Annotated in this window: 11 protein-coding genes and 1 pseudogene; 6 read left to right on the top strand and 6 right to left on the bottom strand. The window is 71.6% G+C overall.

Features of this window, described 5'->3' with window-relative positions; all coding sequences use genetic code 11:
* Positions 1–534 (bottom strand): acyl-CoA dehydrogenase family protein (locus tag AB0O91_RS29410; protein ID WP_363439216.1); only part of this gene is annotated, 534 nt, incomplete at its 3' end.
* Positions 535–753: 219 nt separating this feature from the next.
* Between AB0O91_RS29410 and AB0O91_RS29405 the strand changes: the two genes are divergently transcribed.
* The 3 genes from AB0O91_RS29405 (at position 754) to AB0O91_RS29395 (ending at position 3,712) form a co-directional block, all read left to right on the top strand.
* Positions 754–2,091 carry a UDP-glucose/GDP-mannose dehydrogenase family protein gene (locus tag AB0O91_RS29405; protein ID WP_363439213.1) on the top strand — a complete coding sequence of 446 codons (1,338 nt, stop codon included), beginning with the start codon at positions 754–756 and terminating at the stop codon, positions 2,089–2,091.
* A 105-nt stretch (positions 2,092–2,196) separates the two neighbouring features.
* Positions 2,197–3,210: an HNH endonuclease gene (locus AB0O91_RS29400; protein ID WP_363439209.1), complete on the top strand. Its 1,014-nt coding sequence runs from the start codon at positions 2,197–2,199 to the stop codon at positions 3,208–3,210.
* Positions 3,211–3,298: 88 nt separating this feature from the next.
* Positions 3,299–3,712, top strand: coding sequence for a CoA-binding protein (locus AB0O91_RS29395; RefSeq protein WP_363439206.1), 414 nt, complete (start codon positions 3,299–3,301; stop codon positions 3,710–3,712).
* Positions 3,713–3,716: 4 nt separating this feature from the next.
* On the opposite strand, the gene AB0O91_RS29390 is transcribed toward AB0O91_RS29395, so the two are convergent.
* From AB0O91_RS29390 to AB0O91_RS29380, 3 genes are read right to left on the bottom strand one after another with little or no spacing between them, the layout of a single operon-like run.
* Positions 3,717–4,922, bottom strand: coding sequence for a dipeptidase (locus tag AB0O91_RS29390; RefSeq protein ID WP_363439203.1), 1,206 nt, complete (start codon positions 4,920–4,922; stop codon positions 3,717–3,719).
* Positions 4,923–4,953: 31 nt separating this feature from the next.
* Positions 4,954–5,478, bottom strand: a complete 525-nt coding sequence (gene purE, locus AB0O91_RS29385) for a 5-(carboxyamino)imidazole ribonucleotide mutase (RefSeq protein WP_360216248.1) — start codon at positions 5,476–5,478, stop codon at positions 4,954–4,956.
* Positions 5,475–6,614, bottom strand: a complete 1,140-nt coding sequence (locus tag AB0O91_RS29380; protein WP_363439201.1) for a 5-(carboxyamino)imidazole ribonucleotide synthase — start codon at positions 6,612–6,614, stop codon at positions 5,475–5,477. The genes purE and AB0O91_RS29380 overlap by 4 nt, the downstream gene beginning before the upstream one ends.
* Before the next feature lie 258 nt (positions 6,615–6,872).
* Here AB0O91_RS29380 and AB0O91_RS29375 point away from each other — a divergent pair, with 258 nt between their 5' ends.
* Both AB0O91_RS29375 and AB0O91_RS29370 read left to right on the top strand, forming a co-directional pair.
* Complete coding sequence (locus tag AB0O91_RS29375; RefSeq protein WP_363439198.1) at positions 6,873–7,490, top strand: GtrA family protein; 618 nt, start codon at positions 6,873–6,875, stop codon at positions 7,488–7,490.
* Positions 7,491–7,599: 109 nt separating this feature from the next.
* Positions 7,600–7,884: pseudogene (locus tag AB0O91_RS29370) on the top strand (ester cyclase); the annotation flags it as partial.
* A gap of 129 nt (positions 7,885–8,013) precedes the next feature.
* On the opposite strand, the gene AB0O91_RS29365 reads toward AB0O91_RS29370, so the two are convergent.
* Both AB0O91_RS29365 and AB0O91_RS29360 read right to left on the bottom strand, forming a co-directional pair.
* Complete coding sequence (locus AB0O91_RS29365) at positions 8,014–9,270, bottom strand: ATP-binding protein (protein ID WP_363439195.1); 1,257 nt, start codon at positions 9,268–9,270, stop codon at positions 8,014–8,016.
* Positions 9,271–9,333: 63 nt separating this feature from the next.
* Positions 9,334–10,008, bottom strand: a complete 675-nt coding sequence (locus AB0O91_RS29360; protein ID WP_030290974.1) for a response regulator transcription factor — start codon at positions 10,006–10,008, stop codon at positions 9,334–9,336.
* Positions 10,009–10,338: 330 nt separating this feature from the next.
* Between AB0O91_RS29360 and AB0O91_RS29355 the strand changes: the two genes are divergently transcribed.
* Entirely contained in the window at positions 10,339–11,847 is a 1,509-nt protein-coding gene (locus tag AB0O91_RS29355) for an oligopeptide:H+ symporter (RefSeq protein WP_363439192.1), read from the top strand.
* Positions 11,848–11,904 lie beyond the last annotated feature (57 nt).

The following is an 11,904-nucleotide window of genomic DNA, read 5'->3' as shown; positions in this document are numbered from 1 at the left end:
CATCACCGTGTAGAACTCCGACACCCCCGCGTTCGTGATCCAGCGCTTCACCCCGTTCAGCACCCAGAAATCACCGTCACGCACCGCCCGCGTCCGCATCCCCGCCGCATCCGAACCCGCCTCCGGCTCCGACAGGCAGTACGAGAACATCCCCTCACCCCGCGCCAGCGCCCCCAGATACCGCGCCTTCAACTCCTCCGACCCCGACAACTGCACCGGCAACGACCCCAGCTTGTTCACCGCCGGAATCAACGACGACGAACCGCACACCCGCGCGACCTCCTCGATCACGATCACCGTCGCCAGCGCGTCCGCCCCCGCACCCCCGTACACCTCCGGCACGTGCACCGCATGCAGATCGCTGCCCGTCAACGCGTCCAACGCCTCCTGCGGGAACCGACCCTGCTCATCCACCTCCGCCGCGAACGGAGCGATCTTCGCCTCGGCCAGCGAACGCACCGCCTCACGGAGCATCCCGTGCTCCTCGGAGATACGGAAGAGATCGAAGTCAGCCGCCCCTGCGCTGCCCGCCATGATGCCTGCCTCGTCGTCCAGTGGCCGACGCCCGATCGCCAACCGACCGGCGTCCGATCCGAGTCCAATCGCGGTTAACTACCGTTCAGTAGAGATCCTAGGGCTCCGACCAGCGGCTGCCCAGCCTCCCGGGCGTGCGGGCGATCGGTGGCCACGCCACCGGGGCGGATAGCATCAGGGGCACCTCTACTGGTCGAACCCGCAACCCAAGGGGAATCCGTGACCCTGCGCATCTCCGTGATCGGCACCGGCTACCTCGGCGCCACGCATGCCGCCGCGATGGCCGAGTTCGGCTTCGAGGTGCTGGGTCTGGACATCGATCCCGAGAAGATCGCCACCCTCACCGCCGGCCGGGTGCCGATGTACGAGCCGGGCCTGTCCGAGCTGCTGCTCAAGCACGTGGCCGGGCACGAGGGCTCGACCGGGCGGCTGCGCTTCACCACCTCCGCCCAGGAGGCCGCCGAGTTCGGCGACGTGCACTTCGTCTGCGTCAACACCCCGCAGCGCAAGGGCGAGTTCGCCGCCGACATGTCGTACGTGGACACCGCGATCGAGGAGCTCGCCCCGCACCTGACCCGCCCCGCCCTGGTGGTCGGCAAGTCCACCGTGCCGGTCGGCTCGGCGGCCCGGCTGGCCGAGCGGCTGGCGGCCCTGGCGCCGGTCGGCGCGGACGCCGAACTCGCCTGGAACCCCGAGTTCCTCCGCGAGGGCTTCGCCGTCCAGGACACCCTGCGGCCGGACCGGATCGTGGTCGGCGCCGTGAGCGAGCGGGCCGAGCGGCTGCTGCGCGAGGTGTACGCGGAGCCGATCTCGGCCGGGGTGCCCTTCCTGGTCACCGACTACGCGACCGCCGAACTGGTGAAGGCCGCCGCCAACTCCTTCCTGGCCACCAAGATCTCCTTCATCAACGCGATGGCCGAGGTCTGCGAGGCGGCCGGCGCGGACGTCACGCTGCTCTCCACCGCGCTCGGGCACGACGAACGGATCGGCCGCAAGTTCCTCAACTCCGGCCTGGGCTTCGGCGGCGGCTGCCTGCCCAAGGACATCCGGGCGTTCATGGCCCGGGCCGGCGAACTCGGCGCCGACCAGGCGCTGACCTTCCTGCGCGAGGTCGACTCGATCAACATGCGGCGCCGCTCCCGGATGGTCGAGCTGGCCCGCGAACAGTGCGGCGGCGGCTTCCTGGGCCGCCGGGTCGCCGTCCTCGGCGCCGCCTTCAAGCCCAACTCGGACGACATCCGGGACTCCCCCGCGCTCAACGTGGCCGCCCAGATCCAGCTCCAGGGCGCCCAGGTCACCGTCTACGACCCGAAGGCCGTGGACAACGCCCGCAAGATGTTCCCCTCCCTCGCCTACGCCGACTCCGCCCTGGAGGCCGCCGAGGGCGCCCACGTCGTCCTCCACCTCACCGAGTGGGCCGAGTTCCGCACCCTCGACCCGGCCGAACTCGGCGCCGTCGTCGCCGAACGCCGCCTGCTCGACGGCCGCAACGTCCTCGACGCCGACGCCTGGCGCGCCGCCGGCTGGACCTACCGCGCCCTCGGCCGCCCGAGCTGACGACGGCCCCCGGCGCCCGGAATCCCGGGCGCCGGGCGGGCGTTCCGGGAACTCCGGCCCGCACCGAGCAGTTGGGCCCTCGTCCGACCCGACCCGGAGCGTGCGATGACGACGGAGTTCTACCGGCAGGACCCGACCCCCCGGGCCGCCTGGCGACAGGCGATCCTGATGGGCCGCAACAGCCGCACGTACAAGTTCGCGCTGGGCGCGGCCCTGCTGGACCGCGCCGGCGCCGGACACGCCGATGTCCTCCTGGACGAGTTGGCCGAGCCGTACGCGATGGCGCTGGCCACCCGGCTCGGCGACGCCCCCCAGTCACCGGCCGTCGGGGGCTCCGACGACTTCCTCACCGTGGCGGCCGAGGAGGCCGCAGCGACCCTGGCCGCCGGTCGGCCGACCGAGCGGCTCGTCGAGGCGGCCCGGAAGTCCATGCCGGGCATGGTGATGGACCGGTTCCACAACCTGGCCGGCGGCACCGAGGTCGCGCACCGCTTCTACGAGCTGACCGGACGGGGCAGGCACCGGACCGTCGTCCTGACGCCCGCCCTGCGGCAACTCGCCGAGTCCGAGCAGGCGGCGGGCCTGCGGACGGAGCTGGAGGCCCGCTGGAGCATCGTGGAGTCGGCCTTCGCACTGGGCATCGGCCGGGAGCTGCTCGCCGACGAACTCTCCGTGGACGTGGAACGGTGGATGCTGGTGGACCGGCGGCGGCGCCGATCCGTCGCCGGGGTCGCGGAGGCCCTGATCGGCTTCCAGCACGGGCGCTGCCTGATCTGCGACGAGCCCATCACCGCCGGGGACAGGGTCGCCGTCGACCACGTCTTCCCGTTCTCGCTGATGCGCCGTTTCGACGTCCTGCAGAACGGTCCGCAGCCCGACCTGGACCGGCCGTGGAACCTCGCCCCGACCCACGAGACGTGCAACAGCGCCAAGAGCGACCGGCTCCCCACAGCCGGGGAGCTGGCCCGCCTGGCCCTGCGCAACGAAGCCGTCATGGGCTCACCGGTCCGGCTGAAGAACAACCTGCGGACGGCCCTCGACCAGGCGAAGCTCGGCTCACGGCCCCCGGGCGACCGCTGGCCCGCCTTCATCGGCCAGGTCCGGGCGCACTTCGGCTGAACCCCCGGCGCCGCGCCGCGCCGGCTTCCGGCCGCCGTCCGGCCCCGGGGCCCGGAATCCCGGGCCGCCGGCCGTCGTTGGCACCGGCATGACGAACTACGGCGACGACGCGGCGGTCCGCGGGATCCTCACCGGCAGCGGCGACACCTGGGCGGTGGTCGGGCTGTCGAACAACACCGCCCGGGCCGCCCACGGGGTGGCGCGGGTCCTCCAGCGGTACGGGAAGCGGATCGTGCCGGTGCACCCGAAGGCGGAGACGGTGCTCGGCGAGCCCGGGTACGCCTCGCTCGCCGACATCCCGTTCCCGGTCGACGTGGTGGACGTGTTCGTGAACAGCGCGCTGGCCGGGGAGGTGGCCGACCAGGCGGTGGCGGTCGGGGCGAAGGCGGTGTGGTTCCAGCTCGGGGTGGTGGACGAGGCCGCGTACGAACGGACCCGGGCCGCCGGGCTCTCGATGGTCATGGACCGGTGCCCGGCCATCGAGATCCCGCGGCTGGCCTAGGCCCTCAGCCGTCGAGCCGGTCGATGGTGGCGATGGAGGGCCGGCGGGTGGCCCGCAGGGAGGCGGCGGCCGACTCGGCGTCGCGCAGGACGCGGACGGCGTTGTGCCAGGTGAGCTTGGACAGGTCGGCCTCCGACCAGTGGCGGTCGAGGAGTTCGGCGACCAGGTTGGGGTAGCCGGCCACCGAGTCGAGGCCGTCCGGGAGGAAGGCGGTGCCGTCGAAGTCGCCGCCGATGCCGATGTGGTCGATGCCCGCGACCTCGCGCATGTGGTCGAGGTGGTCGGCGACGGTGGCCGGGGTGGCGACCGGGCTCGGGTGGGCGGCCTCGTAGGCGCGCTGGCGCTCCATCGCGGCCGGGGTGGTGTCCAGCGGGTGGAAGCCGTGGGCGTGCATGTTGGCGTCGGCGGCCTCGGTCCACTCGATGGCGGCGGGCAGGATGAACTTGGGGACGAAGGTCGCCATCGCGACACCGCCGTTGGCGGGCAGCTGGGCGAGCACGTCGTCCGGGATGTTGCGCGGGTGGTCGCAGACGGCGCGCGCGGAGGAGTGCGAGAAGACGACCGGCGCCTCGGTGACCCGCAGGGCGTCGCGCATGGTGTCGGCGGAGACGTGCGAGAGGTCGACCAGCATGCCGAGCCGGTTCATCTCCCGGACGACCTCCTCGCCGAACCGGGTGAGGCCGCCGGCCGCCGGCTTGTCCGTCGCGGAGTCGGCCCACGGCACGTTGTCGTTGTGGGTGAGGGTCAGGTAGCGCACGCCGAGCTCGTACAGGGCGCGCAGGGTGGCCAGCGAGCTGTCGATCGAGTGGCCGCCCTCGGCGCCCATCAGCGAGGCGATCCGGCCCTCGGCGCGGGCGGCCTCCATGTCGGCGGCGGTGCGGGCCAGGCGGAGCCGGTCCGGGTAGCGCTCGACCAGGGCGTGGACGAAGTCGATCTGCTCCAGGGTGGCGCTCACCGCGTGGTCGCCGGTCAGCGAGGTGGGCACGTAGACGGACCAGAACTGCGCGCCGACCCCGCCCTCCGCGAGGCGGGCGAGGTCGGTGTGCAGGCGGCCGCTCTGGTCGGCGGCGAGGTCGAGCGCGTCGAGGTCGTACCCGGCCTGCTTGCGCATCGCCCAGGGGAGGTCGTTGTGACCGTCGACCACGGGGGCGCTGCGCAGCAGGGCGCGGGCCCGGTCCAGCGGGGTGAGGGAGTCCGTCGGAGAAGTCATACGGCTGTTCTACCCCACCCCACCGGTGGGTCTACTTGCCGAACCCGAAGGAGGAGGAACCGGCCACCTTGGCCCGGAGCTTCTTGCCCTTCTCGGTGGCCTGGTTGTTCAGTTCGGCCTGGAACTCGGTCATCCTCTCGGTGAGTTCCGGGTCGAAGGCGGCGAGCATCCGGACCGCGAGCAGGCCCGCGTTGCGCGCCCCGGCGACCGAGACGGTGGCCACCGGCACCCCGGCCGGCATCTGGACGATCGACAACAGGCTGTCCATGCCGTCCAGGTAGCGCAGCGGGACGGGCACGCCGATGACGGGCAGCGGGGTCACGGAGGCCAGCATGCCGGGCAGGTGGGCGGCGCCGCCGGCCCCGGCGATGATCGCCTTGAGGCCGCGCCGGTGGGCGTTCTCGCCGTACGCGACCATCTCGCGGGGCATCCGGTGGGCGGAGACGACGTCCACCTCGTACGGGATCTCGAACTCGTCCAGGGCCTGGGCGGCGGCCTCCATGACCGGCCAGTCGGAGTCGGAGCCCATCACGATGCCAACGACAGGAGAGGTCATTCGGTGATCGTTCCTCGCAGGTAGGCGGCCGCGTGGCGGGCGCGCTCGCGGACGTCGTCGAGGTCGTCCCCGAAGACGTTGACGTGGCCGACCTTGCGGCCGGGCTTCACGTCCTTCCCGTACATGTGGATCCGCAGCCCCGGGTCACGGGCCATGCAGTGCAGGAAGGCGTGGTACATGTCCGGGTAGTCGCCGCCGAGGACGTTGACCATGACGGTCCACTTGGCGCGCGGCCGGGGGTCGCCGAGCGGGAGGTCGAGGACGGCCCGCAGGTGGTTCTCGAACTGCGAGGTGACCGCGCCGTCCTGGGTCCAGTGCCCGGAGTTGTGCGGCCGCATGGCGAGTTCGTTGACCAGGATCCGGCCGTCGCGGGTCTGGAACAGCTCGACGGCGAGGTGGCCGACGATGCCGAGGTCGCCGGCGATCCGCAGGGCGAGCTGCTGGGCCTCGTCGGAGAGGGCGGGGTCGAGGTCCGGCGCGGGGGCGGTGACCTCGGCGCAGACGCCGCTCTCCTGGACGCTCTCGACCACCGGGTACGCGACGGCCTGGCCGCTGGGCGAGCGGACCACGTTGGCGGCCAGCTCGCGGACGAAGTCGACCTTCTCCTCGGCCAGCACGGCGACGCCGGCCAGGAACGGCGCCCGGGCCTCCTGCTCGTCGCCGACGACCCAGACGCCCTTGCCGTCGTAGCCGCCGCGGACGGTCTTCAGCACGACCGGGTAGCCCGTGCCCTCGTTCGCGAAGGCGGTGACGTCGGCCGGGTCGGCGACGATCCGGTGCCGGGGGCAGGGCACCCCGATGGAGTCGAGCCTGGCCCGCATCACGCCCTTGTCCTGGGCGTTGACCAGCGCCTCCGGCCCGGGGCGGACGGCGATGCCGTCGGCCTCCAGGGCGCGCAGGTGCTCGGTGGGGACGTGCTCGTGGTCGAAGGTGACGACGTCGCAGCCGGCCGCGAAGCGGCGCAGGGTGTCGAGGTCGCGGTAGTCACCGAGGACGACGTCGGAAACCACCTGTGCGGCGGAGTCCTGGGGGGTGTCGGCGAGGAGCTTGAACCTGACCCCGAGCGGGATGCCCGCCTGGTGTGCCATGCGGGCCAGCTGCCCGCCACCGATCATGCCCACCACTGGAAAATTCACATTGCCCGGGGAAGTCACCACGCCAGGATATCCGGGCCGGTGGGAGGCCTTGGAGGCGCGGTGGGGCCGTGAGTAGTGGACGCGCGTAGATGTCAACCCCGGTCCCGGACGGCTGAGCCGTTCGATGGAAGCGGGTAGCCTGGACGGCTAGGTCCTCGTCCGCGCGGTCGGATCATGTGCGTGCACGCAGGGCCCAAGGAGTGGCCCCGTCCCCGAGGGACCCCCTTTCTTCCCGCAGGTACATGGAGGCCACCCGGTATGGCGACGACCGCAGAATCGAGCCCCTCGCTCGCGCAGAAACTGCGTGGGCTCAGGGGCGAGGTCGTGAAGTTCGGCATCGTCGGCCTGAGCGGCGTGGTGGTCAACTTCGCCATCTTCTGGTTCTGCATCAACGGCCTGGGCCTGGCCTCGCTGCGGTCCAACATCGCCGCCACGGTGATCGCGATCGCCACCAACTACCTCGGCTACCGCTACTGGCTGTACCGGGACCGCGACGCCGCCTCGCGCAAGCGGGAGATCACGCTGTTCCTGGTGTTCAGCGGCTTCGGCATGCTGATCGAGACCGGCGTGCTGGGCTTCTCGCAGTACGTGCTCGGCCTGGACTCGAACGTCGAGAAGATGGGCGCCAAGGTGGTCGGCCTGGCCATCGCCACGGTGTTCCGGTTCATCTCGTACCGGACCTGGGTGTTCAAGGCGCTCCCCGAGCCCGAGCCCGCCGCGGTCTCCACGCCGGTCGCGGCGGCCGCACCGGCCGCGGTCGTGACCCCGGCGGTCGTGGCCCCGGCGGTCGAGGCCGCCGGCGGCGACCAGGGGCTGGCCGCCCGGGCCGAGCTGCTGCTGGCTACCGAGCAGATCCGGTACGCCCCCGCCGAGTGACGCCTCCCCACCCCCTTGCCGGGCCCGTCCCGGCGGGAGGAGAGTGGTGACCGAGGGCGGGCACGGCCGGCGGACGATCGAGGCCGAGGGGGGTCCCAGGAGGCTCGCCATGGCGTTCGTCCAGATCATCGACTGCAGGACCGAGAAGCTCGACGAGCTCAACCAGCTGTTGGACAGCTGGGTCGAGCAGACCCAGGGGACCAGGACCGCGTCCCACGCGATGGTCGCCACCGACCACGCGGACTCCACCCACGTGGTGGAGATCGTGGAGTTCCCGTCCTACGAGGCGGCGATGCGCAACTCCGGACTGCCCGAGACCGAACGGATCTCCCGCGAGATGGCGGCGCTCTGCGACGCCCCGCCCACCTTCACCGACCTCGACGTGGTCCGGGACGTCAGCCTCGACCGGGCCCGCTGACGGGTCCCGCCGACCGGTCCCGCCGACCGGGGCCGTCCCCGTACCCCCGCGGCCGCCGGGGCCCAAAGCCCCCGCGGCCCCCGCAGCCCCCGCAGCCCCCGGGGCTCAGCGCGGCTGGTCCTCGTGGCTGCGGCCGAGGAAGAGCGCGAACACCGCGGGCTTCAGCGAGAGCAGCTCCAGCCGGCCGCCGTCCGCCTCCGCCAGGTCGCGGGCGACGGCCAGCCCGATGCCGGTGGAGTTGCGGCCGCTGACCGCGCGCTCGAACACCCGGTTGCCGAGGTCGGCCGGCACCCCGGCGCCCTGGTCCTGCACCTCGACCACCACGGAGGTGCCGGAGGGCCGCACCCGCAGGGTGATCGTCCCGGCGCCGTGCATCAGCGAGTTCTCGATCAGGGTGGCCAGCACCTGGGCCACCGTGCCCGGGGTGCCGACCGCGGTGACCCCGTGCAGGCCCTCCAGGGACAGCACCCGGCCCCGCTCGCGCAGCGTCGGGCCCCACTCCTCCACCTGCTGCTTGATCACCTCGTCCAGGTCGAAGGCGACGGCGGTGGGGCTGCGCGGGTCGCGCTGGGTGGTGAGCAGCCGCTGGACGACGTCGGTGAGCCGTTCGACCTGCTGGAGGGCGATGGTCGCCTCCTCCTTGACGGTCTCCGGCTCCTCGGCGAGGGCGGTGATCTCCTCCAGCCGCATCGACAGCGCGGTGAGCGGGGTGCGCAGCTGGTGGGAGGCGTCGGCGGCGAGCCGGCGTTCGGCGGTGAGCATCCGGGCGATCCGCTCGGCGCTGGTGTCCAGCACCTCGGCGATGCGGTCCAGTTCGGGCACCCCGTACCGGCGGTTGCGCGGGCGGGGGTCCCCGGAGCCGAGCCGTTCGGCGGTCTCGGCGAGGTCGGTGAGCGGCCGGGCGAGCCGCTTGGCCTGCCAGACGGCGAGCGCGACGGCGGCCTGGACGGCCAGCAGGGCGACCACGCCGAGCAGCACCAGGTTGTTGGCGATCTCGTGGTCGACGTCCTCGCGGGACTGCTCGACGGTGACGATCTCGCCGCTGGCGCCGCGCTCGGCGGCCCGCAGCACGTGGTCCCCGGCCGGGCGGTCGCCGGCCGAGAGCACGGCCTGACCGGGGATCTGCACCTCGACGTAGCTGCCCTCGGTGACCTGGCTCTCGAAGACCCGCCCCTCCTTGACCCCCTCGCCCGCGGCGAGCCGGCTGTCGACCAGGGCGAGCACCCGGACGGCGGTGGCGTCGACCCGGTCCTGGGCCGAGTCGAAGATGGTGCGCCGCTCGACCAGGGCGAGCGGCACGCAGAACACCACGACGACCACCAGGACGACGACCAGCAGCGAGTTGATCATCCGGCGTTTCACGCTGCTGCTCCCCGAGGTGTTCCGCTTCATCGGCCGCCGCCCGGCCACGATGTCCGTACGGGGCTAATTCTTCTCGAACCGGAAGCCCACGCCGCGCACGGTGGCGATGTAGCGCGGGTTGGCGGCGTCGTCGCCGAGCTTCTTGCGGAGCCAGGAGATGTGCATGTCCAGGGTCTTGGTCGAGGTCCACCAGGTGGTGTCCCAGACCTGCCGCATGATCTCCTCGCGGGTGACCACCCGGCCGGCGTCGCGGACCAGGACGCGCAGCAGCTCGAACTCCTTGGCGGAGAGGGTCAGCTCCTCCTCGCCGAGCCAGGCGCGGTGGGACTCGATGTCGATCTTCACCCCGTGCGCGCCGGTGGTGAGCTGGTCGACGTTGCCGCGCCGGAGCAGGGCCCGGACCCGGGCGAGCAGTTCGGCCAGCCGGAAGGGCTTGGTGACGTAGTCGTCGGCGCCGGCGTCCAGACCGACGACGGTGTCCACCTCGTCGGCGCGGGCGGTGAGCACCAGGACGGGGCAGCTCTTGCCGTCGGCGCGCAGGCGGCGGCAGACCTCCAGGCCGTCCATCTCGGGCAGGCCGAGGTCGAGGACGACGAGGTCGACCTCCTCGGTGAGGCCGGCGGCGAGCGCGGTGGGGCCGTCCTCGCGGACGAGCACCTCATAGCCCTCGCGTCGCAGGGCCCGGGCGAGCGGTTCGGAGATCGCCGGATCGTCCTCGGCGAGCAGCACACAGGTCATGTGGTGATGGTAGTCGTCCCGCGTATGCCCGTACCCCCTGTGAGGTAGTTCACAGAGTGTGATCGTTATACAAGGGCCCCTCGGAAGCCAACACAGCAGTGCTGACCCGCCGTTCGGCCAAAAATCCTCGGTCTGATCTTTAAACCGAAGGAAGACACGCCCGTTTACCATGGATCAATCGGGCAGATCTGTTGCCAACTTTGTTATTAACCCCACTGATTCGCCTTGTTTGTCATCTGATAACGCCAAATATCGCCACGTAGAGTGGTTCGAGTCCACGTCCGCCACCACCCCCCTAGGCGGACGCTGTCAGGCAAGGAACGACTACACATGGCGTCTACCACCCGGGCCGCCGACATCACGTCGGCCTCCCCCAGCGGCAAGACCTTCCTCGGGCACCCCCGGGGCCTCGCCACGCTCTTCCTGAGCGAGATGTGGGAGCGCTTCAGCTACTACGGCATGCGCGCCCTGCTGGTGCTGTACATGTCCGCCTCCGTCGCGGACGGTGGCCTCGGCATGCAGCTGGCGACGGCACTGGCCGTGTACAGCGTCTACACGGCGATGGTCTACCTGCTCGCCCTTCCCGGCGGCTGGATCGCCGACCGCTTCCTCGGCGCCCGCAAGACGGTCGCCCTCGGCGGCACGATCATCATGCTCGGCCACTTCCTGCTGGCGGTCCCGTTCACCGGCGCGTTCTTCGCCGGCCTGGTCTTCATCGCGGTGGGCTCGGGCCTGCTCAAGGCCAACATCTCCACGATGGTCGGCCACCTCTACGACGGTCCGGCCGACCCGCGCCGTGACGGCGGGTTCACGATCTTCTACATGGGCGTGAACCTCGGCGCCTTCGCCGCCCCGCTGGCCATCGGCACCGTCGGCCAGAAGGTCGACTGGCACCTGGGCTTCGCCCTGGCCGGCATCGGCATGGCGCTCGGCCTCCTCCAGTTCCTGCTCGGCACCCGCCACCTCAGCCCGAAGAGCGACGTCGTCACCTCGCCGATCGGCGCCGAGGAGAAGCGCTCCGTCTTCCGCAAGGCCGGTCTGTGGCTCGCCGCCGCGGCCGTCTTCTACGGCGTCGTCGCCTCCACCGGTCACTTCACGGTCGACTGGGTCGTCTGGCCGCTGTCCATCGCCGGCCTGGCCATCCCGGTGTTCGTCTTCGCCAAGGTCAAGCGCGACAAGGACCTCAGCCCCAGCGAACAGTCCAAGATGAGCGGCTACATCTGGTTCTTCGTCGCCGCCGCCGTGTTCTGGATGATCTACGACCAGTCCGGCTCGACGCTGAACGTGTTCGCCAAGGAGCACACCGCCTCGACCCTGTTCGGGTTCGGTTTCCCGTCCAGCTGGTTCCAGTCGCTCAACCCGCTCTACATCATGGCGCTGGCCCCGGTCTTCGCCTGGCTCTGGGTCGCCCTGGCCCGCCGGTCGAAGAACCCCAGCACCACCCTGAAGTTCGCCTTCGGTCTGCTGATGATCGGCGCCTCCTTCATGGTCATGATGCTGGCCATGGGCGCGGCCTCCGGCGACACCAAGGTCACCCCGCTGTGGCTGGCCATGGTCTACCTGATCCAGACCGTCGGCGAGCTCACGCTCTCCCCCGTCGGCCTGTCCGTCACCACCAAGCTGGCGCCGACCAAGTACGCCAGCCAGATGGTCGGCGTCTGGTTCCTCGCCGTCACCGCGGGCGACTGCGTCGCCGCCATCTTCCAGCTGGTGCTGGGCAGCAAGGTGGTCGGCGGCACCGGGTACTTCGCCGTGCAGGGCGCCATGGCGATCCTGGCCGGCATCGCGCTGGCGATGTACCGCAAGCGGGTCGTCACGCTCATGGGCGACGTGCACTGACACGCCCGTCCCCCGCGCCGGGGCCGCCGTGGATCCACTGGATCCGCGGCGGCCCCG

This window comes from Kitasatospora sp. NPDC089797 (assembly GCF_040684795.1).
In the GTDB taxonomy this organism is placed as follows: domain Bacteria; phylum Actinomycetota; class Actinomycetes; order Streptomycetales; family Streptomycetaceae; genus Kitasatospora.
Note: the sequence above shows the minus strand (reverse complement) of the source record. Positions and strands in the feature narration are given on the sequence as shown.

Excerpts from the sequence above, each read along its gene's own strand:
- AB0O91_RS29395 (WP_363439206.1), top strand. The coding sequence starts at position 3,299 with ATGACGAACTACGGCGACGACGCGGCGGTCCGCGGGATCCTCACCGGC.
- purE (WP_360216248.1), bottom strand. The coding sequence starts at position 5,478 with ATGACCTCTCCTGTCGTTGGCATCGTGATGGGCTCCGACTCCGACTGG.
- AB0O91_RS29400 (WP_363439209.1), top strand. The coding sequence starts at position 2,197 with ATGACGACGGAGTTCTACCGGCAGGACCCGACCCCCCGGGCCGCCTGG.
- AB0O91_RS29375 (WP_363439198.1), top strand. The coding sequence starts at position 6,873 with ATGGCGACGACCGCAGAATCGAGCCCCTCGCTCGCGCAGAAACTGCGT.
- AB0O91_RS29355 (WP_363439192.1), top strand. The coding sequence starts at position 10,339 with ATGGCGTCTACCACCCGGGCCGCCGACATCACGTCGGCCTCCCCCAGC.
- AB0O91_RS29390 (WP_363439203.1), bottom strand. The coding sequence starts at position 4,922 with ATGACTTCTCCGACGGACTCCCTCACCCCGCTGGACCGGGCCCGCGCC.
- AB0O91_RS29360 (WP_030290974.1), bottom strand. The coding sequence starts at position 10,008 with ATGACCTGTGTGCTGCTCGCCGAGGACGATCCGGCGATCTCCGAACCG.